General features: G+C 61.4%; 19 protein-coding genes, 5 pseudogenes and 1 other annotated feature. Of the genes and pseudogenes, 15 read left to right on the forward strand and 9 right to left on the reverse strand.

Translation table 11 applies throughout. The features are described from left to right. The first annotated feature begins 64 nt into the window (after positions 1-64). On the forward strand, positions 65-1,726 hold the full coding sequence (locus B0G71_RS05750; RefSeq protein WP_116140319.1) for an electron transfer flavoprotein-ubiquinone oxidoreductase: 1,662 nt from the start codon (positions 65-67) through the stop codon (positions 1,724-1,726). A gap of 172 nt (positions 1,727-1,898) precedes the next feature. On the opposite strand, the pseudogene B0G71_RS41820 reads toward B0G71_RS05750, so the two are convergent. The 5 genes and pseudogenes from B0G71_RS41820 to B0G71_RS05780 all read right to left on the reverse strand — a co-directional run. Continuing rightward, a pseudogene (locus B0G71_RS41820) lies at positions 1,899-2,081 on the reverse strand (IS21 family transposase); the annotation flags it as partial. A 218-nt stretch (positions 2,082-2,299) separates the two neighbouring features. Further along, positions 2,300-2,876: pseudogene (locus B0G71_RS41825) on the reverse strand (IS5 family transposase); the annotation flags it as partial. Between the two features lie 38 nt (positions 2,877-2,914). Further along, a protein-coding gene (locus B0G71_RS05770; RefSeq protein ID WP_258875494.1) for an IS3 family transposase occupies positions 2,915-4,152 on the reverse strand; the annotation gives its coding sequence in 2 pieces (ribosomal slippage) (positions 2,915-3,849 and positions 3,849-4,152; 1,239 coding nt in all). Further along, positions 3,746-3,862 (reverse strand) — a sequence feature (AL1L pseudoknot). (Overlaps the previous gene by 117 nt.) A 12-nt stretch (positions 4,153-4,164) precedes the next feature. Continuing rightward, a pseudogene (locus tag B0G71_RS05775) lies at positions 4,165-4,463 on the reverse strand (transposase). A 346-nt stretch (positions 4,464-4,809) separates the two neighbouring features. Next, positions 4,810-6,426, reverse strand: a complete 1,617-nt coding sequence (locus B0G71_RS05780) for a carboxylesterase/lipase family protein (protein ID WP_116140323.1) — start codon at positions 6,424-6,426, stop codon at positions 4,810-4,812. Positions 6,427-6,932: 506 nt separating this feature from the next. Between B0G71_RS05780 and B0G71_RS41830 the strand changes: the two are divergent. The 4 genes and pseudogenes from B0G71_RS41830 to B0G71_RS41835 form a co-directional block, all read left to right on the forward strand. After that, a pseudogene (locus B0G71_RS41830) lies at positions 6,933-7,466 on the forward strand (NAD(P)/FAD-dependent oxidoreductase); the annotation flags it as partial. Positions 7,467-7,604: 138 nt separating this feature from the next. Next, positions 7,605-8,419 (forward strand): annotated as a pseudogene (locus tag B0G71_RS05790) (IS5 family transposase). Further along, the gene (locus B0G71_RS05795) at positions 8,413-9,327 is read left to right on the forward strand and encodes an HTH-type transcriptional regulator ArgP (protein ID WP_181916721.1); all 915 of its coding nucleotides are present in this window, start codon (positions 8,413-8,415) and stop codon (positions 9,325-9,327) included. Before B0G71_RS05790 ends, B0G71_RS05795 begins: the two are co-directional and overlap by 7 nt. A 959-nt stretch (positions 9,328-10,286) precedes the next feature. Next, a complete protein-coding gene (locus B0G71_RS41835) occupies positions 10,287-10,637 on the forward strand; it encodes a helix-turn-helix domain-containing protein (RefSeq protein ID WP_404935321.1) in 351 nt (116 codons plus the stop codon). A gap of 69 nt (positions 10,638-10,706) precedes the next feature. Here the strand turns inward: B0G71_RS41835 and B0G71_RS05805 are convergent, their stop codons facing one another. The 4 genes from B0G71_RS05805 to B0G71_RS05820 all read right to left on the reverse strand — a co-directional run bounded on the left by B0G71_RS05805 (position 10,707) and on the right by B0G71_RS05820 (position 14,287). Further along, complete coding sequence (locus tag B0G71_RS05805) at positions 10,707-11,945, reverse strand: sodium:solute symporter (protein WP_116140329.1); 1,239 nt, start codon at positions 11,943-11,945, stop codon at positions 10,707-10,709. After that, complete coding sequence (locus B0G71_RS05810; RefSeq protein WP_116140331.1) at positions 11,932-12,885, reverse strand: fatty acid desaturase family protein; 954 nt, start codon at positions 12,883-12,885, stop codon at positions 11,932-11,934. The genes B0G71_RS05805 and B0G71_RS05810 overlap by 14 nt, the downstream gene beginning before the upstream one ends. Before the next feature lie 615 nt (positions 12,886-13,500). Continuing rightward, positions 13,501-13,713, reverse strand: a complete 213-nt coding sequence (locus B0G71_RS05815; RefSeq protein ID WP_116140333.1) for a hypothetical protein — start codon at positions 13,711-13,713, stop codon at positions 13,501-13,503. A gap of 136 nt (positions 13,714-13,849) precedes the next feature. Beyond that, positions 13,850-14,287, reverse strand: a complete 438-nt coding sequence (locus tag B0G71_RS05820) for a helix-turn-helix domain-containing protein (RefSeq protein ID WP_116140335.1) — start codon at positions 14,285-14,287, stop codon at positions 13,850-13,852. 133 nt (positions 14,288-14,420) lie between these two features. Between B0G71_RS05820 and B0G71_RS05825 the strand changes: the two genes are divergently transcribed. The 10 genes from B0G71_RS05825 to B0G71_RS05870 all read left to right on the forward strand — a co-directional run bounded on the left by B0G71_RS05825 (position 14,421) and on the right by B0G71_RS05870 (position 22,911). Next, positions 14,421-14,669 (forward strand): helix-turn-helix domain-containing protein, encoded by a 249-nt coding sequence (locus tag B0G71_RS05825; protein WP_116140337.1) that lies wholly within the window; start codon positions 14,421-14,423, stop codon positions 14,667-14,669. Positions 14,670-14,730: 61 nt separating this feature from the next. Further along, positions 14,731-15,606, forward strand: coding sequence for a ParA family protein (locus B0G71_RS05830; protein WP_116140339.1), 876 nt, complete (start codon positions 14,731-14,733; stop codon positions 15,604-15,606). Next, positions 15,603-17,375: a ParB N-terminal domain-containing protein gene (locus B0G71_RS05835; RefSeq protein WP_116140341.1), complete on the forward strand. Its 1,773-nt coding sequence runs from the start codon at positions 15,603-15,605 to the stop codon at positions 17,373-17,375. Before B0G71_RS05830 ends, B0G71_RS05835 begins: the two co-directional genes overlap by 4 nt. After that, positions 17,375-18,025: a hypothetical protein gene (locus tag B0G71_RS05840; RefSeq protein ID WP_116140342.1), complete on the forward strand. Its 651-nt coding sequence runs from the start codon at positions 17,375-17,377 to the stop codon at positions 18,023-18,025. The genes B0G71_RS05835 and B0G71_RS05840 overlap by 1 nt, the downstream gene beginning before the upstream one ends. After that, entirely contained in the window at positions 18,018-18,509 is a 492-nt protein-coding gene (locus tag B0G71_RS05845; protein WP_116140344.1) for a hypothetical protein, read from the forward strand. Before B0G71_RS05840 ends, B0G71_RS05845 begins: the two co-directional genes overlap by 8 nt. Continuing rightward, positions 18,506-20,113, forward strand: a complete 1,608-nt coding sequence (locus tag B0G71_RS05850; protein WP_116140346.1) for a hypothetical protein — start codon at positions 18,506-18,508, stop codon at positions 20,111-20,113. Before B0G71_RS05845 ends, B0G71_RS05850 begins: the two co-directional genes overlap by 4 nt. A 170-nt stretch (positions 20,114-20,283) precedes the next feature. Continuing rightward, a complete protein-coding gene (locus tag B0G71_RS05855) occupies positions 20,284-21,357 on the forward strand; it encodes a PFL_4669 family integrating conjugative element protein (RefSeq protein WP_116140347.1) in 1,074 nt (357 codons plus the stop codon). A 16-nt stretch (positions 21,358-21,373) separates the two neighbouring features. Beyond that, complete coding sequence (locus tag B0G71_RS05860; protein ID WP_116140349.1) at positions 21,374-21,862, forward strand: hypothetical protein; 489 nt, start codon at positions 21,374-21,376, stop codon at positions 21,860-21,862. A gap of 131 nt (positions 21,863-21,993) precedes the next feature. Further along, positions 21,994-22,563 carry a single-stranded DNA-binding protein gene (locus tag B0G71_RS05865; protein ID WP_116140351.1) on the forward strand — a complete coding sequence of 190 codons (570 nt, stop codon included), beginning with the start codon at positions 21,994-21,996 and terminating at the stop codon, positions 22,561-22,563. A 63-nt stretch (positions 22,564-22,626) separates the two neighbouring features. Beyond that, positions 22,627-22,911 carry a hypothetical protein gene (locus tag B0G71_RS05870; RefSeq protein ID WP_116140353.1) on the forward strand — a complete coding sequence of 95 codons (285 nt, stop codon included), beginning with the start codon at positions 22,627-22,629 and terminating at the stop codon, positions 22,909-22,911. Positions 22,912-23,130: the final 219 nt, after the last annotated feature.

The raw sequence follows: 23,130 nt of genomic DNA on the forward strand, positions 1-23,130 counted from the left end.
AAAACGCCTTCGCCGTTTTGCGTAATGCGTCAAAGAAAGGATACGTCCGCCAAAGAGGTTGCAAATGTCCAATAGCCAATACGGTCCACGCGAGTCGATGGAATACGACGTCGTGATCGTCGGCGGCGGCCCGGCTGGCCTGTCCGCAGCGATCCGCCTGAAGCAGCTGGCGGCGGAACAGGGCGCTGAAATCGGCGTGTGCGTGCTGGAAAAAGGCTCGGAGATCGGGGCGCATATCCTCTCGGGCGCGGTGATGGATCCACGCGCGATGACCGAACTGATCCCCGACTGGAAGGAAAAAGGCGCGCCGCTGACGGTGGACGTGACCGAAGACCGCTTCCTGTTCCTGACCGAAACCGGCTCGAAGAGTGTGCCGGCCTGGGCGCTGCCGGATAACTTCAAGAACCACGGCAACTACGTGATCAGCCTCGCGAACGTGACGCGCTGGCTGGGCCAGCAGGCCGAAGCCGCGGGCGTGGAGATTTTCCCGGGCTTTCCGGCGGCGGAAATCCTGTACAACGACGATGGCTCGGTCAAAGGCGTCGCGACCGGCAACCTCGGCATTGGCAAGGACGGCGAGCCGACGGAGAACTTCCAGCTTGGCATGGAACTGCACGCGAAGTACACGCTGTTCTGCGAGGGCGCACGCGGGCATCTGGGCCGTCAGCTGAACGAGAAGTTCAGGCTGCGCGAGGGCGCCGATCCGCAGGTCTACGGCATCGGCATCAAGGAACTGTGGGAAATCGATCCGGCAAAGCACAAGCCGGGTCTGGTGATGCACACCGCCGGCTGGCCGCTGGAAAACGACACGTACGGCGGCTCGTTCCTCTATCACATGGACAACAACCAGGTGGTGGTGGGTTTCGTGGTCGGCCTGGGTTACACGAATCCGTACCTGTCGCCGTTCGAGGAATTCCAGCGCTACAAGACGCATCCGGCGATCCGTGCGATTCTGGAAGGCGGCAAGCGCGTATCGTACGGCGCGCGGGCGATTACCGCGGGCGGCCTGATGTCGCTGCCGAAGCTGGTGTTCCCAGGCGGCGCGCTGGTGGGTGATGACGCGGGCTTCCTGAACGCGTCGCGGATCAAGGGTTCGCACGCGGCGATCAAGACCGGCATGCTGGCCGCCGATGCTGCATTCGAAGCGGTGCAGGTGGGGCGCCAGAACGATGAACTCACGGCCTATCCGGAGAGCTTCAAGACCTCGTGGCTGCACACCGAGTTGTACCGCGCGCGTAATTTCAAGCAGTGGATGAGCAAAGGCCTGTACCTTGGCACGCTGATGGTGGGCCTCGAGCAAAAGGTGCTGGGCGGCAATGTGCCGTGGACGCTGCATCACCAGCATTCGGACCACGAGATGCTGAAACCGGCGTCGCAGTGCAAGCCGATCGAGTATCCGAAGCCGGACGGCAAGTTGACGTTCGACCGTCTGTCGTCGGTGTTCATCTCGAACACCAACCACGAGGAAAATCAACCGGCCCATCTGACGCTGAAAGACCCGAGCGTGCCGGTGAACGTCAACCTGCACACCTACGCCGGACCGGAGAGCCGCTATTGCCCGGCAGCGGTTTATGAGTTCGTGAAGAACGACGACGGCAGCGAGCGGCTCGTGATCAACGCGCAGAACTGCGTGCACTGCAAGACCTGCGACATCAAGGATCCGACGCAGAACGTCGTGTGGGTCTCACCGGAAGGTGGTGGCGGTCCGAACTATCCAAATATGTAAAGGGAGACTTGAGAGTGCGCCGGCGAAAACAATTGGATTGAACAGAGTCTCCGAGGCTTGAGAGGCCGGCATAACACCTGATATGCCGGCCGTTTTTTTTAAACATATCTTCCGGCCATAGACCAGCACTCTATTCGAACCCAGCGCCCCGATATACTCGGCCCTCATTGCGTGCCATGACGCGGCCCCGCAAATACGCTCTGAACGGCGCAAGTTTGCCGATGACTGGCTCACGCGTCTTACGTTGCGGCAGACCGGATGCCAGATACTTCCGAACCGTGTTGACTGCCATGCCGATCTCGACCGCGATGTCCCGGAGGCTGTGTCCACGGCGATGCAGAATCTCGATTGCCATGTACTCATCGTAACTGATCACGGGCCGCCCAAAAGGAGCAACCCTACACGAGGTGTATAGATTCCTAAGGATGGTCTGCACAACCCGTTTCCAGCGCGCAGACCTTTTGATATCTGTGTGACATCGGCGTTGAGGATGCGGCAGTGCGTAGGTATAACGGGTTTTGAGCAGCGGCGGGCCACGTTCGCCGACACTCGTGGCCTCAGCCTTCCGATGCGTCAGGCTTTCAGCAGAGCCTTGCGAGCCATCCAAAGGTTACCCAGCGCAAACAGCAGGGTCATCTGGGCCGTGTTCTTCATCAAACCCCGATACCGTGTCTTTGTATAGCCAAACTGTTGTTTGAGAGCGCGACATGGATGTTCAACCTTGGCCCTGATGCTGGCTTTCAGGCGCTCGACCTGGGCGTATATCGCATCCAGACGACCATGCGGGTCGAGTTGCCTGTGCCGGCCTGGTCGCATCGCGCCATGGAGCGCCCGTACTTCGCTTTTGAATACACTGATAGCCCGCATCAGCTTACACATCCGTCTCCTCGCCGTGCAGCAACGCTTCGGCCTTATTGATGTCGTGAACGTTGGCCGCGGTGCCGACGACGGTGTGAACCAGACCGGACTGCGCGTCCACGCTGATATGGGCTTTCATCTCGAAATACTATTGATTTCCTATCTTCGTTTGGTGCATTTCCGGGTCCCGGGTACCGGACGCATTCTTCGTGGAAGTTGGCGCTGAAATCAAAGTGCCGTCGACCGCCGACCGTGCCTTAAGCATTAGACCTTTCTCGCTCAGGATCTCATTGAAGCGCCCCGGGAATCCCGGAGACTGTTTTGCTTGAGTCATGCCGCGATGGCAGACCCAGCGAGTTTTGCATAATAAGCGGCTTCCGCCTCGGCAGGTGGAACGTTGCCGATCGGCTCGAGCAGTCGCCGATGATTGAACCAGTCGACCCACTCGAGTGTGGCCATCTCAACGGCCTGCAGATTGCGCCACGGCCCAAGCCGATGGATCACTTCCGCCTTGTACAGTCCGTTGATCGTTTCGGCCAGCGCATTATCGTAGGAGTCGCCCACGCTGCCCACGGACGGCTCGATGCCGGCTTCTGCCAGACGATCCGTATAGCGGATCGAAACGTACTGCACGCCGCGGTCGCTGTGATGGATCAGCCCATCCTTCTGCGCCGGCTGTCGTTCGTACAGAGCCTGCTCCAGCGCGTCCAGCACGAAGTCCGTGTGCGCCGACGCCGACACACGCCAACCGACAATGCGTCGGGCAAACACGTCGATGATGAACGCGACATAGACGAAGCCCTGCCAGCTCGCTACATACGTAAAATCTGACACCCACAGCGCATTGGGCCGTTCAGCCTTGAACTGCCGCTGCACGCGGTCCAGCGGACACGGTGTCGAGCGGTCGCTGACGGTTGTCCTGATGAACCTGCCGCGCCGCACACCCCGCAGACTGAGCTTCCTCATCAACCGCTCTACCGTGCAGCGGGCCACCTGGATGCCTTCTCGTGCGAGTTGCCGCCAGACTTTGCGTACCCCGTACACCTGGAAGTTCTCTTCCCACACGCGCCGGATCTCCCCGCCCAGCATTGCGTCACGCTGGGCCCGCGCCGACAGGCGTGCTGGATCAGCGCGCCGGGCTTTATGCTGGTAATACGTCGACGGGGCGATCGGCAGCACCCTGCAGATCGGCTCGACCCCATAGACCTGCCGGTGATCATCGATGAACGTGATCATCACTTCGGTCGGCGGTCGAGCTCCGCCTGTGCGAAATACGCCGATGCCTTGCGCAGGATCTCATTGACCTGGCGCAACTCGCGAACCTCCCGCTCCAGCGCTTTCAGGCGTTCCTGATCCGCAGTGTTGCCATCGGCACGCAAGCCCCGATTGAGTTCGTCCTGTCGTACCCAGTTACGCAGCGTCTCGCCGGAACAGCCCATCTTGGCAGCAATCGACACGATCACCTTCCATTGCGATTCATGTTCGCCACGGTGCTCGTGGACCATCCGGACTGCCCGTTCACGCACTTCCGGCGAATACCTCGGCGACTTCTTCTTGACGTTTTCCATAGCTCCATTTTCTCAAGAGTTGGAGCCTCCGGAAAACCCGGGGCGCTTCACATTGACAAGCGCGAGCATCTGCACAGCCAGGCCATGTGTTTCGAGCAGGTGACGAAACCGGAGAATCGTGCTCTCGCCCGGCAAACGCGTCATGCCGCCGTCCAGTCCCGCGAATTCTCGATACAACGGGACGTCATAGAGCGCTTCTTTGAGAGACTGAACCACTGCTGCAGAAAATGTATCTGCAGCATCGTCGCAATCGGCAACGGCGGCCGTCCAGGTTTACCCGTCGGATAGTGCGGTTCGATTAGCGCAATCAACCTCGATCATGGCACCACACTCCGCATCTGATCGAGAAATTCTCGCTTGCGCGTGAGTTTCGTTGACAGATCCAGACCAAGATCCAGTTGCGTCGTCGTCACTCTCCCTCATTAACTATCCCCTTCTCCCAGGATAGTCTGCCCGCACCTCTAAGCCAGGCCTTGTCCAGAGTCTCCCGAAGTGCGTTGCCGTATCAATTTACAACCGCGCGCGACACCCTGCCCGAAACTCCGCTCAACTCCAACTCAAAACGCAATCAACCCAGTGGATCAAGGCTCGATCTGGCATAGGTCCGACGTGACCGATCGATCCAACTGAGAGCGTCATGCCGCACATATGCCAAGCTCACTCTTGCAAATTGTAATTTTCCCAGAAGGAGCAGTTGTGCTCAGTCCGTGCGTCGAAACTAGGGTTGATTGGCGCTCCAAAATTCAACACTGTTTGTGGGGCCGAGCGCAACGAAGGCCAATTAGGAAGTGACGTACCGTTCGGATTCCCCGTGGACGCGAAGTTCACGAGATACTGGCGCATAACTGCTGACAGGTTCAAGTTTGCTGAAGTTCTGTCTTGTTGCCGGAAGTCCTCAAACCAATACTGGATGTCGGACGTATGAAAGATACCCCAAGAGCCAAACCAAGGAAGTTCTGGCCCGGGAAAGTACGCAGGGTCCATACCGGGTTCGTAATTTGGGACGCTTGCCGGAGCAAACTGGTACGCCCAAACATCGGGCTGCACTTTTGCGACTAGATCGGCAAACTTTAAATGTTGACAAGCTATTTTGAAGTCACCTACCGCCGCTACGTACGCCTTCGTTGGATTTTCAAAGTTCGCGGCTGGATACAGGTTTCGTATGTCTGAAGCCAGAATCGGACGATCCGCTATTGTCGACACGTATGCAGCCGTTACGCTATCGTAATTTTGTGCGGTGAGAGGAGCATTCGCCAGCACGGGCGCGGCGTACAAAGCCCATTCATCAGGGGTAGCGCCTGTCATGTATGGAACTGAATTGAAATGACCCGATTCAAGTGCTTGCTCTACGGTCATTGTCAGCACCTTTCCGTCGACCACCGGCACAAACTCCTGCTGCAATGGTGCGTACGTTGCGCGTACGATCGTGCTCGCAGGTAGAGCTCTAAGGCAGCGGGTAATCGTCGCGTCGTCTCCTGTGCAGCCCCATGAGGTGGCATCCGCGGCCCCGCGTGCTTCAGCAGGCGCCAATGGGGGAGTGTCCGGATACCAGCCCCCACTGATTACCGCGGCCTTTGCAAATAGGCCGGCCGAGCTCGGAGACGCCACGTGAGATACCACCGAGACGCCGCCTGATGATTGGCCAAAAATCGTCACGTTGGATGGATCGCCCGCGAAGTTCGCGATGTTAGCTTTTACCCAGCGAAGCGCGGCCTGTTGATCAAGCAAACCATAGGCACCGGAACTGCCACCCGCTTCGGCGCTTAGAGCAGGATGGGCAAAAAAGCCAAACCCGTTCAGGCGATAGTTAAGCGTAACTAGAACCACGTTGTTCTGCGACGCGAACGCGATGCCATCCGTATTACTACCTTGCCCAGTCGTCAAGCTTCCGCCATGAATGTAAACGAGAACCGGGAGGGACTTCGCATCCGCTTTCGACGGACGATAGATGTTGAGATAAAGACAATCCTCAGACCCAGCTACCGAAGAGTCAGGGGCAAATTGAACACACTCCGACGGTGTGGCTGTTGCCGCTAACTCTTGCGGTCGAACAGGGGCCGGTGCAGGTTGCTTCCACCGCAGGTCGCCAACCGGCGGTGCAGCGTATGGAATTCCGAGAAACGAAACGTAACCGTCCCCCATGTTGCCGCGAACGGTCCCCTGCTCGGTGTGAGCGACGGCGGGATCGCTCGAAATGTTCGATTGCGCACCACATCCTGAAAGCAGTTCGATGGTAAGCCAAACAGCAACTACAACTTTTCCATACCTGCCCATTTAACTCTCCTGAGGATTTCTGAGATCCATTAATTAGGTATACGATTCAACGTAACCGGCTGTAAAGATCCGGGTCGCCCCTGTCGGGCCCGAAGCCCTCCGGCTGGGCGAAGGACTTCTTTCGGACCGATCGCCCGCCTATATGTATGGCGTAGGCCGGTACTAAAATCGGCGGGGCAGTAATAAAGAGGTCGTCCTGTGATCCACCATTCGACATATGTTTTCAGCGACTAATGTTCTAGTAATACCCATGGTTCACAATATTAGACTGAGAAGTCAGTATTTGCAAGTGTACTGCGCGACCGAGAAAAATCTTTCAGCGCATACCCGTAGCTTTCGCCCGATCCAGTTGCATCCATAGAAAATACGATGGTAAGTTCGGACGCCGTCACACTGCGCCAAGCAGAGCAACTACGCGGGAGCGGTTCGTGCAGCTTGTAGAGTGGGCGACCCGGCGGGCCCGTTTCGCTGCGATCCGGACGAAACAGTTCGCAGCGGAAAAAAGAGCGGAAAGCCTGTACGACGTCCACGGTTCGGTCAAGGACGTTGCGACGGGCACCTTGGCATCGACAACAAGGAGAGCCGACCGAGAACCTCCACCTCGGCATGGAACTGCATGCGAAGTACACGCTCTTCTGCGAAACCGTGCCCGGCTACCTGGGCAGTCAACTGAACGAGAAGTTCAGGGCGGGTGACGGCATCGAGTCGCAGGTGTATGGCATCGGCATCAAGGCACGGTTGGAACGCGAGCCGTCGAAGCACAGGCTTGGTCTGGTAATGCACTTCGCTGGATGGACGCTCACGGTGGGTCGGCCCTCTATCACATGCACAACAACCAGTTGATGGTGGGCTTCGTGGTAGGACTCGGTTACTCGAATCCATATGTTGCCATTCGAGAAGTTCCAGCGCTACAAGACGTGCCCGGTGATCTGGACGATTCTGGAGGGCGGCAAGCGCGCGTTATCGCCGCCCGGGCAATTACTGACTGCGGACGATGTCATTGCCGAAGTTGGTGTTCCATGGTTTTTCCGGGCGGAGCGTAGGTGGGTGGCGATGCAGCCTTCTCGAACGAGGGCATCCGTCTTTTCGAGGCCTCGGACGCCGAAACAATGTTGTGTTAGGTGCTGTTCACATTTAAAAATTTGTGTTACATCCCGTCCTTTGCACTACGAGGCAGGATGGCACGAACGTTACTGAGCGATGAAGTATGGAACAAGGTCCGAGACATCCTGCCGGGCAAGGAAGGCGAGCGGGGCCGAACGGCATCCAACAATCGCCGGTTTCGCGAAGCGGTGCTGTGGATTGCGCGCATCGGCAGTCCATGGCGCGATCTTCCCGCGGAATTCGGCCGATGGCATACGGTATATATTCGTTTCTCGCGCTGGCGAAGCAAGGGCGTATGGCCGCGGTTGGCGAATGCTTTGGCAGGCGAGACGGAAATCGAGCACATCCTGATCGATTCGACGATCGTGCGAGCGCACCAGCATTCGGCCGGGGCCTTAAAAAAAGCGGGCCGCAAGCTCTCGGACGTTCCCGACGTGGACTGAGCACCAAACTGCATCTGGCGGTGGATTCGAAGGGTCACCCGTTGCGACTGATCGTCACTGAAGGACAGGTCGTCGACATCTCGTGTGCCACAGAACTGGTGGAGCATCTGCGCACCGGGGCAGTCATCGCGGACAAGGGCGACGATTCGGATGCCTTCGTGAATCGGATTCGGGCCGCTCGGGCGAGAGCCGTCATTCCGCCGCGCTCGAATCGCAAGACAAAGCGCCGCTACAGTCGAGCGTTGTGCCGCACACGCAACCTCGTCGAGCGTTTCTTCAACCGTATCAAGCATTTTCGCCGTGTCTCCACTCGGTATGACAAGCTCGCCGACAGCTATCTCGTGTTCGCGTCCCTTGCCTGCTCGTTTGGGCCACTCGTAAATGTGAACACGGATCTAGGAATATCGAGTACGCCAAGGAGTGAAAAAAAGTGGGCGCAATGTTGAACATGATCGAACTGGAGACGTTTGCCGCAGTGGTCGAATATCGCAGTTTCTCGCAGGCGGCCGCTGCACTTAACATCTCTTCTGCTGCAGCGACACGCCGGGTCAAGCGGCTTGAGCGGTCGACGGGGGCGCTGCTCCTGATCCGCGACCCGACTGTGATGCCGACGCAGGCAGGAGAAAAAGTCTATCGTCATTTCATGTCCATCCGGCTCCAGGAGGACGACCTGCTACGGGATATCGAGCCCGGAAGGGCCGCGACCAGTGCACTAGCACTTGCGATCAATGCCGATTCCCTTGCAACCTGGTTCGAGCCGGTTACGCGTGAACTGGTGCAGCACCATTTGGAGCTTGAGATTCTGGTGGACGACCAGGATCACACGCTCGAAGCGCTGGCGCGCGGCGACGTCAAAGGCTTTCTTTCGACACAGGCGGAGCCTGTCGGTGATCGTTTCGGGGCCGAGCCGGTTGGACAGATGCGCTATCAGTGTGTCGCTTCGCCCGGGTTCGCTCGCGAACATTTCGCTGGCGGTCTGATCTTGCCAGGCGCGCTCAAGGCACCAGCCATCCTGTTTGACCGGAAGGACAGGTTGCACGACGTATTTCTCAGGTCGTACTTCGATGTGGCAGTCGGCAGGTACATCAAGCACTATTTGCCTTCACCATCGGCGTTGCTCAATGCGATTGTTGACGGCCTCGGGTATGGGCTCGTACCGGCGATGCAGGCGGGGCCGCTGATCAGTGACGGCAGACTGGTGGCGCTCGCCCCAGACCACGACGTGATGATCGATCTGTACTGGCATCACTGGGAACAGGAGCCCGGGCCGCTCGCGAAGATCAGCGCACTGGTGATGGATGCGGCGCGGCGAAGCCTGGTCCAGCCGGCCCCGAAGAGGGAAGACGCCAGTTGACGGACCATCGCAGCGGGCCGGCGCGACGCTCCGCGGCGCGTCTTTCGGCCGCCCTTGTCACGCCGCTCATTGTCGCCCGCGCTTTTTTTATGGACACGTCATGCGGTCCGATCTCTCGCTGGCCTTTCTCATAGCCGGTCTCATTTCATTTATCTCGATTTTGTTCACACCCGGAGTTTCCGGGGTGACGCGAGCGATGAAATGTTATGCCGCGCGACGTGTCTGGGACCATAACGGTCCAGAGAGGCAGGAGAACTTGATTGCCAACGAACGGCCACCCGTTTCCAGCGACGACAATTGCACGTACATGCCAGAGAACGCTACGATAAAGTCAGTGAAGCATATTGGCATCGCATTATTCGACCGATTCGCGCTCTGCGAGACCGCGTCTGTTATCGAGGTGTTCCAGTCTGCCAATGTACTCCTTTCGTGTGACCGCGGGCGTGCCGTGCGGTACAAGGTGTGTCTGCTTTCGACTGTCGGCGGTTGCGTCGCAAGCTCGTCTTCGGTCAACGTGTGGACTGGAAGCGTTGACACGCCGCGCCATGTCGAGCTTTTTCCAGGTGCTTTTCGTCGCTGACGGGGCAGGCGTTCATCACATCGCATGCCACAAGCAGGTCCTGGAGCGGCGGGGCCGAACATGTGAGCGTGCCGGGCTCGTTTATCCCATTGCCAAAGGGCGCCAGCTACTGGAACGAGCGGGATACATGCCCGCAAACCGGTTGGTGCATCGACGAACAGGCTTCGTATGGGGCGAGAATTACCCTCCGGGCGCCGACCACGCGCGCGGCGCCTCCGGCGATTCGCGCGGCATTAAGCATCATCCAAGAAGACCTTGGCGGTGAGATCGTGCGCCAGACCGCGCACCACATAATGTCTCCGGCGCTTACATAACTCACCGACATTATCTGTCGAACAGCGACGCGTAATGTCAGCGAGAAGATCCGGGGCGCTGCGCGATGGCTGGAGGCAAATGGCAACCGGCCAGTTGCAATCGGGCAGGCTGCCGAGGCGGCCGCGATGAGCGGAACTTCCTGCGACGTTTCAAGGCAGAAATGGGCACCACACCGTACGACTTCCTCCTGCATCTGCGGCTCGGCAGGTGTTGCCGTTTACTCGTCGGGATCAGACCGCCAGTCGACAAGATTGCGCGACGTTGCGGCATGGGCAGCGGCGGCCGACTCGCAACGCTGTTTCGCAAGCATCTCGGAAAGACCCCAACCGACTACAGGGCAATCCAGCGTCGGTTGGGCGAATCCAGCCAGGGAAACCGAAACGTCCGAAGCTGGAATCAGAACTGCATCGTCTGAATGCACGAACGACCAGGGTTGAGAACGCCTGCCCAGCGCTCCATTCTGCCCGGCTTAGACGGCCGGACTTCAGGATCGCGCGCGGCCCGGAAGGCGGGCGAATCGCCATGCGGCCAGCACGCAGGCGGACGCGAGCAACCCGGCCGGCAGCGGGAGCCAGCCGGGCGGATTGCCGATATGAGTCCAGTTCATCGACGAAACGAGCAACGAGGTCGCGGCGCCAGACAGCAACATCCACGATGCGCAGCGCGGTGCAACGCGTCGTCCGGTCTCGTGAAGGAGAAACAGCAACCCGACGGCCGCAACATAGACGACGTTCAAAGAAACGATGGTTGATACGATCGCCTGACCGTCCGTCGCGATTGCGCATCCGATGGCAACGATCAGCACGCGCGCCACGTGGCTGTGGCGGTTATCACCCGAATGCAGGCCCTCAAGGGCCGAGGACATCGCTCGCGTGATGGCAGTTCCGGATCCGAGCGCAGCAAGCAGGATGACGCCGATGCAAACCATCCCCATCGCCCCACTGGTCCGCAGCATGATCCATGGGATCGCACTAGCGGTCTCGGTGAGGCCGTACAGCTTGCCGGCGCGAAGCGCTGCAACGATCGTCGCGGCCGGAAGAAATCCCGTCACCATCAGGAACAGGCTCGCGAGCACACAGCCCAGCCATGCATCTCCCGGTCGGCGCGCAGCGATGGCGAACTGTTGATAGTCCGATCCCGTGATGACCAGAAAGCCGACCGCCGCGATGGTCACGAGTGTTTCGGCTCGTGGCGCAGTGCGTATCTCCCCAATGAAGGACGGCCACGCATGCAGGTACACGGGCAGCCCGTCCGATGCGACAAGTGCATGCAGCAGTGCGATGTTCGTCGCCAGCAGGCAGCACGCAAAGAGCGTCGCTGCCATGCCGAGCTCAATGGAGGACATGACGAGCAGCGCCGCAGCGACCACGGCCAATGCATGGGTTGCCGGCAGTCCCGCCGCGACGAGCACGGCGATACCGCCGTGGATCTGGGCGGCCAGTACGCCGGACATCCAGACGAGCGAGAGCAGCGCGACGAGCTTGCGCACCACCGGACCGTAACGCTCGCCAAACACGTCCCAGATGAGTTCGCGTCCCCGCCAGAGCGCCGGCGCGGCCAGCGCAAGCCTGAGCATGCCCAGTGCGGTGACGACCGCATACAGACTGCCCGCCATGCCGGCATGAAGTGCCATTTCGCCGGAGCCGAGCAGGAATGCGACACCGTAGCTCGCCGAGACGAGCAGAGCGGCCACGTGAATCGCACCTAGATTACGCTGCAACATTTTCACCTCCCTGGACTGCCCATTCGCGCACGACCGCATCAGGGCCGCGAAAGTACGCATGGCAGACTCTCGCCTCGCTGTCGAAGGCGGGCAAAGCGAGCAGCTTGCACTGTGCGCGAGGCAGGCGGTGATAAGGCATCGACGGCATCAGGTGATGCGTGAGGTGGTAGCCGTTGTTGTGCGGGTGAACGATCCAGCGCGCGATGCTGCGGGAAGAGACGTCACGCGTGTAACTGAAAATCCCGCCTCCCGCCAGACCAAAGTGGTCGCACAGCTCACGAAACGTGGTGATCGCGTGAAAGAACGTGACTCTCGCCAGCAACCACATGCTGAAGAAAAGCGCCGCCGCATGAACGCCCCATACAAGCGTCGCGGCACCCAGTACGGCGACCCACCATCCGATGATGCCAAAGCGCTGCATCCAGCCGAGCCTCGGCAGGTGCAGGTGGCCGAATGCTGAACCTGACCAGGCTGCTGGCGTAAGCAGCACCCTGAGAAACGGATGCCACCAGCGGTCCCCGGGCCCGGGCTGAATGGCGATGTAGTCAGGGTCGCGCCCCGGGTCGCCCAACCACGCATGATGGCGGGCGTGGAGCTCACGATAGAGGGCAAGACTGCTGAAGAGCGCCGGCGCGATGAAAAGGCGCGCGAGCGCGTCGTTGAGCCGACTGGAGCGAGCAAAATTACGGTGTGCGGCGTCGTGCAGCAGGTTGCCGAGCGCACGTTGCCGGTTACCGATCCATGCAACAGCCGCAGGTGCCGTCCACCATCCGTAACGCAGCAGGATCAGGATTGCAACGGTGATGCTCAGCCAGTCGAACACGATATCGATGACGACATTGAGCACGTCGGGCGATGTCATCGACCGGTGAAGGGTATTCCATTCGGGAAACGCGGAGCGGATCAGATCCTGGTCGTGAATTACGGCGCGACTATTCATGAATTACCTCGCATGGATCACCTCACAACGAAGACAAACACGTCGCCTGCAGCGGACGCGAAATCGCATCGAATGCACACGGGTGACGACAACCGAGCTTTGATATTACGAAACCAGTGGGCGGGTGATCCCGCGTTGCGAAAATATTCATGCGGTTGCATTTTCGGCAACGGCGAGCGCGACGGTTTTCAGCGGCAATGAAATGAATGGCGCGGGTATGATCGGGCGGATAACGTACGCGGCGCCTCGGGTATTGGGGGCGCGAGACAATGCCAGGCAGAACTGCGAAACGTCCCGCGATATCGGGCAATATCACGGAGAGCGCGTTGAAGAAGTACTGAAGAGACAGGGGATCGTGTGCGTTACAGCGTCAATTTGGGCGCTATATCGTCAGGTGCCCTGCATGGATCCAGAGGTGATGCGGGGCGTCGCGGTGACGATGGAGGTATGTTTCTTACCGTTAACCCCTGTAGTGGCGTCAACAGGATTCCGTCATCGACTCCGCGAATCAAGCCCCCATCACGTGACGATGTGCCATATTCCGGGCGGAGAGAATCGATCAACGGGTCGGGGGATCTTCACGAATCGGTGGCGCCACGAGCAGAACGCGCGCCGCTACGTTGGTCCGCCATCATCAACCGGTTCCGTCGAAATGCGGATCTGCACTCTGGTGGGCGCATGCTGTGCAATGACGAGCTCAAGACGGATATGCGTTTCGGGCGCGGATACGGTTTTCGCTGCCTGCCCGCCATGGGCAAGCAGCGCGTCCTTCTCGATCTCGCTAGCCAGTTGATCAAATTCCTTGCTGATTTCTTCCGGACGTCCCATTCCATTCTCCAAACCGATGGCTATATCACAGGCATTTTCACGCTGCGTCAAAATGCGCTACGTCGGAAGATTAATGTCGGACCGATGGTTGGCGGGCACCATTGCAGAATTGTTCTCGTCGCTGACTTGAGCGCAATCAACGTGCGAGGCGACTGATGCGCGAGTCCTTCAGGATCTGCTCGGCACTTTCGCCCAGCAACTGGCACTGCTCGTAGAGCAGGCCAATGAGTCGCGCCTTTTTCTTCGCGTCGAGTGGCACTTCAAGACGCTGCTCGATCCGCGCGACGGCGACCAGCACGCTGTCGAGCGTCTTCTGGTCGAGCCGGTACCGCACATCTCGGTCGAGAATCATGCTGCCGTCACCTGTCAGCAGCCAGACGGGATCGACTGAAAACTGCTCGTACAGCGCGCGCACCAGTTCGACAGGTCCCGCACGCTCGCCGCGCTCATAATTTGCATAGGCGCGCAGCGACAGCCCAAGCCGCCGGGCCATTTTCTCCTGGGACAGTTGGAGGTGCTCGCGCACCTGCGCAACGCGTTGGTGATAGTCCTCGTGAGCAGCGGTGCTTGACATGTCTGTCTCACCTACCTAGAGTGATTTCGTACCTTGATTATAGGTGCGATCGAGTAACGGACAAGCTTGGACGTGCCTGGACCAAAACATCTATCGTTGGGCGGGTGATGCTTCGAGGAGCGGCGGAGGAAAAGTGGCGAGCAGTCGGTTCTACACGCTGGAAGAGATTGCGCGCGAGCTGCATATCGCGCCGGCCACCGCACGTAACCGGCTGACGCTCGGACTGCCCATGCCGCCGTCAATCCGCGTGGGGCGCCGGCGTCTTTTTCCGGTCGACCAGTATGAAAATTGGATCGCCTCGCAATTGACGCACTCCAGTGGGAACGATGCCACCGAGGACGCCAGTCGCGATCCATACGGGCCGTCTCACGATCCGACGTAGCGACCATATTCTCTTTCATTAACTGAATTTCAAGCGATGACGCTGTACTGGATCTCCCACCGTGCCGGTAGTTATCTCCTTCGTCTCCACCAAAGGCGGCGTCGGTAAGACGACCGTCGCCGCCAATCTTGGCGGCCTGCTCGCAGCCTTCGGCCTGAAGGTTCTCGCGATCGATGCAGATGTCCAGCCGAGTCTAAGCAAGTTCTTTCCCGTCCATTACCGTTCATCGCAAGGTCTGACAGCCGTCGTGACTTCGGGCGGCAATCCGTCGGCCGACTGTATCAGTCGCACGATTTTCTCCAATCTCGATCTGGTCTATTCCGATACGCCGGATGCAGCACTGCAGGCGTGGCTCAATCGCCGTGAGGATCGCCTGATGATCCTGCGCCGGGCGATGCGCAGTCCGCTCGTCGACCCTTATGACGTAGTGCTGATCGACACGCAAGGCGCGGTCGGCGAACTGCAGAAGTCAGCGGCGATGGCGGCAGACGTGATGGTGTCGCCCGTCAAGCCGGATGCGCTGAGCGCCGGCGAGTTCGCCACGGGCACGATCGCGATGCTCGACGAGCTGAACCGGCTGGCCGACTTCGGCGAATCCTTCCGTTCGGGCGACCTGCTTGCGATGATCAACGCGCACGAGCGCACCACTAATGCGCGGGCGCTCGCGGCCGTGCTGCGGCAGCGGTTTGCCGGACATCCGAAGGTCAGGGTGCTCGACACCGTGATCCCGTCAGCCGCCGCGTACGCGGCAGCGGCGAGCTCACGCGTCCCGGTACACGACTTCGATCGTCGCCGACGGTTCGGGAATTCCGCGTGGAACGTCATGCACGGTCTCGCATGGGAATTGTTTCCGTCGCTCGCGAACGTCTATGCTGGTGCTCCGCAATGTTCGACGGGCGACGCCCGGTCCGGTGTCCGGCAGGGGGCGGTCGCGTGAACGTGTCGGACAAGCCGCTCAGCGAGGCGCGCGAAGCGCTCGCGGCCCAGCGCCTGGACGTGCCCCCGCCAGGCGCTCAGACACCCGAACCGCAGCTCACATCGGTGATCCGGCTGAAGATCACCGATGTGATGGTCTATGAGCGCAATCCGCGGCGCGCGTCGCACGAGCGCATCGTCGAACTCAAGGAGTCGATCCGGGCGAACGGCATCGAGCAGATCGTGACGGTGACCCGCCGTCCAGGCGAGACGCGTTACGTGGTGGCGAAGGGCGGCAATTCGCGCGTGACGGCAGCGACGGCCCTTCACGACGAAACCCGCGACGAACGCTTCGTTTACTACGACTTTGTCTACGTGCCGTATCCCGGTGAGGCAAAGCTGCTGGCGGCGCACCTGCGGGAGAATGACCAGCGCGCCGACCTCTGCTTCTGGGACAAGGCGAATGGCTATCTCGCGCTCAAGGCCGATCTCGAAGCCGAACGTAGCGAGACGCTGTCGTTACGTGAGTTCTCCCGGCTGCTTGAACAGGAAGGGGCACCGGTGAGCCATGTGCTGCTCTCGCTCTTCCAGTTCGCGGTCGACCGTCTCTCCGGCCTCGGACCCGCCACGGGGTATTTGAGCCGGCGCGCGCTCGTCGATGTGATCCAGCCGGGAATCGGCATACTGCTGCGCCTCACGAGGCGCCTCGGCTTCGACGATCAGTGGTTGCAGGTGCGGGTGATCGATCCGCAACTGACCGGCATTGCCGCCCGCTGCAATCCGGACAACCCGGACGCGGCCGGCACGCTGGCGCAGCCTGCGCCGTTTGATGCTGCGCAGCTGGTCGACGGATTGAAACAACGGCTGGCAGGCGAGCTCGGCGTGCCGCGCGACGCCATGGACCGGATGTGTCATCTGCTGGAGCGCACACCGAACGCAGCCGGTGATGACTTACGTGAAGTCGGTGGCATGCCGGGTGAGCGACGTGAATCTTCATCGATCGCATCCCATGTCGACGCGAATCGTGCAGCGGCCACACCGGATCGTCCGGCCTCGTCGGGACCCGGTGCCGACGAACAGCCTCGTGCCATGCCGGGTGCGGACGGAACCGTGCCACGCCCGACCAGTGACGGGCAACGGCGTGACGAGTCAGTCGTGTCGACGGATGCTCCGCAACGCGCACCGGATGACCCATCCACGGTGGTGGCTGACGACGTTCACCGGGACAGCGCTCTGCACGCTGCGTCTTCTTCAAACCCGGGTGAGCTTTTCCGGGAAACGGTGCTGACTTTCGCACGAACCTGCGGTCTCGATGGCTGCGTACGTGATGCGCCCGCATTGCCCTACGGATTTATGGTCGAGCCACCGCCGCCGGACAGTCCGCGCTTCTCGACCGGTGTCGCGCCTAGGTTGTCGCCCGGCGTCGGCGCACAGCGCGACGAAGAGATGCTCAACCGGTATCTCGGCTGGTGGTGGCTCGTGAGCCTGTCACGGCAAAACACCGCAACGGGCATCGCACGCGTTCCCTCCGGGAGTCTCTTCGCACAGATGTCCCGCGATGACGAGACGTGGAACCGCACCTGTGACGCGAGCGTCGGCGAGCCGTTGCTCGCCGACCGCATGGACGTGATGTTCGACCTGATGCTCAATCCGGATCACCCGATTGGTCAATGGTGGGACGAGGTCATGCGCGCGGCGCGCGCATTCCGGGCGGCGTACCCCGAGCGCTTTGCACCGGCGCGCTGGCCCGAGCCGAGTGCAGACGAGCGGCTTCAGCGGGGAGGGGCGTGATGGACAACGCTTTCCTGCGGCTGGAGAGCGAAGCGCTCGCGCATTTCGTGCTACTCGAGCTGATTACGTGTGCTTGCATGACAGATCGGCACATCATTGCAGAACATGAGGATAACGAAGTTTCATGTGAAACAGTGTCGCCGCATCTGACATCGTTGACAGATCGGCTACCGGGCGCAATCAGGCGTGTGCTCAGTGATGCCCGTTCGCCGACGCTCGTGCGCGATCTGCTGGGTGCTGGTGCACTGCGTGTTTTTGTGGACGCCGGCGCGTTGCAGCGCCGCTGCGAACTGATCGAACGGCAGTGGCGCGATCGGGATCTGTTGCGCGCCTTTGTGGAGCGGCAGGCGAGCATTCCGATGATCCGAACGTTTTTCCGCACCGCCACGCGCGCAACGATCGCGCAGCTGCGCGCCGAACTCAATGTCGCCGCGCCGACCAAACCGCGTGCGCTATCGCGCTCTGAAACGGATCTGCTGTTCGATGCGTGGGCCGGTCTGAAAGACATCGGCGATCTGCGCGAACGCTATCTGGCGCTGCATGAGCAATGTGACGAGCAATGGTCGCTCGCGACGCTTTTCGCGGCGCTTGACGCGGACACCGGAGACCTTGCCCCACCTTCTTCCCATCAGGAGTCTGACCATGTATGACATGCGACTTGATCCGCAGGGCAACCTGCTGCCCGGCAAGACCTGGGACGATTCACCCGGACCGCCGCCCGCCGAAGCCGAAATGGTGCTCTCGATGCTCGACGTGCCGATCATGATAGACCGCTGTTTCGTGGAGGTCTGTGGCGACCTCGCCGCGGCCGCCATGCTTACGGAGCTGTCGACGGTTGAGAGCGAGACGGGACGTCACCATGACTGGCTTCAGGTCGCGCCCGACGAGTTCGCGCGCAGACTGGCGCTCACTGGGTCGCAGCAGCGCGCCGCGCGGCGACTGCTCCGGTCGAAAGGCCTGATCACGCATCGTCGGCGCAAGACGCTGCTGGCGGATGAGTTCCGTATCCTCTGGCCGGCTGTGCTCGCGCTACTTCAGCGCAACGCGGAGGAGCGCACCGCGCATATTGTCTGGCCCCCTGTACGTCCCGATCAGCCGCAACAGCTGAACCAGTCGGAGGAGGTCCAGTCATGATGCCCGGTTGCCATCCCTATATCACCGAGTTCGAAACGATGTGGACCCTCCTCAGGCCGTACCGTCCCGTCGCTTTCGGGACGCGCATGGCCCGCATCACCGGACATCCGAAGCAGGCGCTGCTGCTCTCGCAGCTCGTGTACTGGACGCGACGCGGACGCGATGTGGAGGTCAACGGCGGCTGGATCCACAAGACCCGCGAACACTGGCTGATCGAAACAGGCCTGTCGCGTGAAGAGCAGGAAAATGCGCGGCGGCGCATGCGGGATCTGAACCTGCTGGCCGAATGGCGTGGTGGTCAGCCTGCGCGCATGCATTACCGGCTGGAGGTGGAAGCCATATCGGCCGCCGTTCGCGCGACCTGTCCAATGGCCGTGCAGCTCCCGGCATCGATCGAAGCGATGCGGGCGGACCCGTTCGCGGGTGACGCGTTGCTGGGGCCGACTGTCGCGTACCGACGCGTTTTTGTTGATCTCGTCGGCAACGTGAATGCCGCGCTGCTGCTCTCGCGCATGGTGCAGTTGCAGCGCCGCGAGGCCGACCGGCAATGTACCTGGTTCACGCACACGGCCGGAGAGTGGCAACGCACGCTGGGACTTAACCGGCGTCAGCTCGATAACGCGAGAGCGCGGCTTGTGCGCCAGGGGCTGATTCGCGAGTTCATGCGCCAGTGCACCGGCCGGCGTGTTTTCACACAGGTCAATGCGGGCGAACTGAAGCGCCAGCTCGAACGCCTGGTGTCGCGCGGCGATATGCGCGAGCGGCTCGCGACGCGCAAGCGCCTGCTCGCGCAGAGTCTGCACGAAGAAGACGTGCGTGCAGCCGCAGCGACGCTACCGGCTGTTACCCCGGGTAACACCCGGCCGTCCGCCATGGAAATTCATGCGCCACACGCGCGTGCCTGGGCGGTGGAGCGCCCGAAGTCGCCAACCGGAAGTCTCCGGCTGTATGTGGATCCGCCTGCGGTGCCACTGCAGTTGGCGGGTTTGATCCATTACCGATGGCGGGAAACGGGCGTTCCAGACGCGCGCGTATACGGAAGGATTACATACAGGACTACAACGACCGACGGCCCAGCGATCTCGACCGGCAAGAGGTCAAACGCGGTTGTGGTGGGAATCGACCTTGGCGCCGATTCTGCTTGGCCGATCTTGCCATTGCCTGCGGCAGACGACACCAGCGTGCTCATTTGGCCCACCATGCTGCCGGTCAACGATCGCGCACTCATCGCCTCGCACCTCGCACGGGTTCCTGCGACCGACCGCCAGATGTTGCTCGACGAGATGGCGGCAGGCCACCGGCGCCAGCCGGTGCAGTTGCCCGTCGCGTACATCGCAGGGCTCGTGCGACGCTACATCGGCGGCGAATTCATCCCCACCAGGGCGCACCTCGAGCGCGCGGCACGCAGGCGGGCGACCGGGGGGGAGGGCGGGAGCGCTGGGTCAGTGCTTCCAGGTGATGCGATGGAGCCGGGCGCGTCGACGCCTGAGACGGCCCGCCGGAATCTCGCGGCGATTCGCGATGCACTGCGCGAACGGATCGCACATCGGCCTGCGCGTCATTCGGCCTGCGGGGCGGCCAGTCAGGCGGGCGCCCATGCGTGACCGGATCGATCGCGTTTGCGGAGCACATGCGCGTACCAGCCCGTGTTTTCCCATCGCGCGCGCTGTCACCCTGGTTAACACGCAACTGTGCGGGGTTGCCTGCTGTTACCCGGGGTAACAGCGCTGGCGTTTCCCTCACTGTCCAACGAATACCTGTTTGGGAGTCTCTTATGGACACACCGTCCCCCTCTTCGTCGCACACCATTGATCCGTCTGTCGACGCCTTCGCGCGCTCCACGTCGTCCCCGTTTGCCGACGGTTATGACGTTGATACTGAACGCGCCGTGCTGGCACACCTGATTGCCGACGGTGATCCCGATCCTGCCGATCCGCTGTTCGGCCGCTATCAGTTGCTTCTCGAACGCGAGGAAGCGCTGAATCGCATGCGCGAGACTCACGCGCTGCGACAGGGCAGCGATCCACTGGTGCGCCCGCACGAGGCTCAGGAGATCAGCCGCATGGGTCAGCTTGGTAGCGATGGTGCGGACCGCATGCGGCTGCACACGCGCGACGCGATGCGGCTGTTTCTTGGCCGGGCCGTAGCTCCAGGGGAGTCGGGACATGCGATGGCGGGCGGCCGCCGCGTGGCTGCGTCGCTGCGCGCGTTGTGGTCGCTGTCGGGCAGCGACAACCCCTATGCGGACTGGAAGCTCATCGAGATAGCGGATCGCATCTCCGGCGTCCGGCGCGCGAACGATCTCGAGCAGCAGCATGCCCGCCAGTTGCTGGATGCTGCGCGTGAAAAAGGCCTCGAGTATTCGGTGCTGCAATCACGCGAACCTGCGCACGTCTCGCTTGAGTTTGGCTCGCCGTACGGCTACATGATCGTCATGCTGCTGGTCGAACTCGACTATCTGGTGCGTCTCGTGCGTTCCGCGGTGTTGCGCGACCTGATGTCGTCGACAGAGGGCTTCCGGCGCATCGGCTCGGCCAGGCACCGGTGCCTGTCCGTGTTTCACTTCGCCGTGCACTGCCAGCGCGTGCTCACGCGCGCCGAACTGCTGCCGCTTTCGCGCATCGACTTCCTGCCGAATGCGGATGCTGCCGCACGCCAACGCGCTGAAGCGGCGCGCGCGCTGCTCGGTGTCTTGCCGCGGGACGTCTTTACCGGCGCGCGTGAGCCACGTCACAGCCGGCGGCGCGTGAGCCGCCTGTCGGATGCGGAACTGCGTCTGCTCGACAGTGTGCCGCTGTCCGGGGACGACGCGCTCGCGCAAGCTGCAGCAGACGCCTTGGTGCAATGATGCGAGGACTGCGGCAATGACTGACCGACCTTCGGATCTGGATCGACGTTCAAAGGCCTTTAAGGGTAAGGGAGCCGGCAGCCCTGGGCCAGCGATGGCGCTACCTGCGTCACGGATCGCGGGCGACGCGGGCATACGCGTGCTGCTGCGCTCGTACGAGCACTGGCTAGAGGACACTGTGACGGAAATGCAGACGCTGGCGCTGGAGAGCACGACCACCGGGATCGACGTGTCGCTGCGCTGCGTGCGCATTGCACTGGCGAGCGGCGCGACGCGCCATCGTCTCGAATGGTTCGTCCGCGGTGAGCCGCATGCAATCGCCTGGCCGCGCGCGAAGCAATGTTTCAATCGCATTCCGGCGCCGCTGCGCGCGTACCTGCAACAGTGCGATGCGCGCGCGAGGGAGCTTAACGCACTGGAGTCGGTTTTCCGGTATGCGGCGAGTCAGCTCGCGATGTACCTGGAGCACGGCACCGTGAAACTTCGACGGACCAGTGACACCTGAGACGGCCGCAGCGTCTTGTCCTGGCGTGAACAATGGGACATCAGGCTGACGCAGAGCAGCCAACCAAAAGTAGCAGGTAGTGGACAGCGCGTTCGTATCGCAGGGGCAATCCTTGATGAACGGAGTCCGCAATGGGTATCTACGCAGAACTGGTCGGCAACGTGCTGGCGTCGCCGACGATGAAGCAGGTCAACACCGCCAGCGGCACGCGGCGCATCGTCGAGCTGCGCGTCATGTCTGCCAGCTACCGGCGTCTTGACGACGGGACACTGGAGCAGCGCGAAGGTCGGACCTTTCCTGTCGACGTGACGGTGTGGAGCGAGCGCCTGACCGAGCGCGTGATGCAGCACATCCGCACGGGCGCGAGCGTCGTCGTGCGCGGCGACTTCTACGTGAGTCCATGGATCAACCGCGAGAACGAGGCCGACGCGGGCGCCCATGTTGACGCCGAATCCATTGCCCTGAACCTCGTGCGCATCGACCACGTGGTGTACCGCCCGCGCCAGACGCGCGAGTCCGATGTCCCAGCACAGGACGAAGGCGCCGGTGAGCCAGCCGGTCCGGCCGATGGCGAAGCGGAAGAGTCCACGCCAGGCGAGGAACCAGGAACGCCGCCGGATCCCGCAGACTCCGATGCGGCTACCTCTGCCCAGCCTGCAGGCCGGCGTTCGCGTCGGGCGGCGCGAGCCGCGGCCGAATAGCTTGCACCTTCGTCGACGTCATGCGCGCACACCGTTCGCCGTGCATGACTTCTACGCGGGAGTATGGCGGAGGACACGGAAGTGATGGACGTCAGCTCGCCGGCCATGCCGGACGTTGAGGAACTGCGGATGTTGCGGGCGCTGGTGTATGAGGGCATAGCGCTAGCGCGTCACGGGCGGTACGTTGCGCGGTTTCACAGATGGATCGTCCTGGTCTCGCGCGAGGGCCGCTGCCGCGCGGGTTGCCTTGCGCCGGTCACCGTCGAGATCCGCCACCCCCATGGCGAATTACTCGAGCGCGCCTGCCTGGTAGTTGACGACCGCGCCGACCGCGCGGCAGAACGATGAGGGTGTCTGCGCCATCGCTGGATCGATGTCTTTCGCCCTTGAGATTGCCGCGTTGAGGCAGGCGGCAGTGACCGCCCATATGCGACGCTGCGGCTATTGGCTTGCCATGTCGAGTCCGTCGAATCGGCGACAGAGGGGGCGAGAGAGGGCTTGTGCGGTCAGCTGTCTTCGCGGTACGGTATGCGGATTGGTTTGCTGTAGCGGCCGTCCGCGTAGCCG

Origin of the sequence: Paraburkholderia sp. BL27I4N3 (genome assembly GCF_003386115.1) — a bacterium.
Lineage (GTDB): Bacteria > Pseudomonadota > Gammaproteobacteria > Burkholderiales > Burkholderiaceae > Paraburkholderia.

What these genes read in the sequence shown, in the direction of transcription:
- B0G71_RS05855 (WP_116140347.1), top strand. Translation starts at nt 20,284, where the DNA reads ATGGACACACCGTCCCCCTCTTCGTCGCACACCATTGATCCGTCTGTC.
- B0G71_RS05780 (WP_116140323.1), bottom strand. Translation starts at nt 6,426, where the DNA reads ATGGGCAGGTATGGAAAAGTTGTAGTTGCTGTTTGGCTTACCATCGAA.
- B0G71_RS05840 (WP_116140342.1), top strand. Translation starts at nt 17,375, where the DNA reads ATGGACAACGCTTTCCTGCGGCTGGAGAGCGAAGCGCTCGCGCATTTC.
- B0G71_RS41835 (WP_404935321.1), top strand. Translation starts at nt 10,287, where the DNA reads ATGGCTGGAGGCAAATGGCAACCGGCCAGTTGCAATCGGGCAGGCTGC.
- B0G71_RS05815 (WP_116140333.1), bottom strand. Translation starts at nt 13,713, where the DNA reads ATGGGACGTCCGGAAGAAATCAGCAAGGAATTTGATCAACTGGCTAGC.
- B0G71_RS05865 (WP_116140351.1), top strand. Translation starts at nt 21,994, where the DNA reads ATGGGTATCTACGCAGAACTGGTCGGCAACGTGCTGGCGTCGCCGACG.
- B0G71_RS05850 (WP_116140346.1), top strand. Translation starts at nt 18,506, where the DNA reads ATGATGCCCGGTTGCCATCCCTATATCACCGAGTTCGAAACGATGTGG.
- B0G71_RS05810 (WP_116140331.1), bottom strand. Translation starts at nt 12,885, where the DNA reads ATGAATAGTCGCGCCGTAATTCACGACCAGGATCTGATCCGCTCCGCG.
- B0G71_RS05845 (WP_116140344.1), top strand. Translation starts at nt 18,018, where the DNA reads ATGTATGACATGCGACTTGATCCGCAGGGCAACCTGCTGCCCGGCAAG.
- B0G71_RS05805 (WP_116140329.1), bottom strand. Translation starts at nt 11,945, where the DNA reads ATGTTGCAGCGTAATCTAGGTGCGATTCACGTGGCCGCTCTGCTCGTC.
- B0G71_RS05820 (WP_116140335.1), bottom strand. Translation starts at nt 14,287, where the DNA reads ATGTCAAGCACCGCTGCTCACGAGGACTATCACCAACGCGTTGCGCAG.
- B0G71_RS05860 (WP_116140349.1), top strand. Translation starts at nt 21,374, where the DNA reads ATGACTGACCGACCTTCGGATCTGGATCGACGTTCAAAGGCCTTTAAG.
- B0G71_RS05795 (WP_181916721.1), top strand. Translation starts at nt 8,413, where the DNA reads ATGTTGAACATGATCGAACTGGAGACGTTTGCCGCAGTGGTCGAATAT.
- B0G71_RS05750 (WP_116140319.1), top strand. Translation starts at nt 65, where the DNA reads ATGTCCAATAGCCAATACGGTCCACGCGAGTCGATGGAATACGACGTC.
- B0G71_RS05870 (WP_116140353.1), top strand. Translation starts at nt 22,627, where the DNA reads ATGGCGGAGGACACGGAAGTGATGGACGTCAGCTCGCCGGCCATGCCG.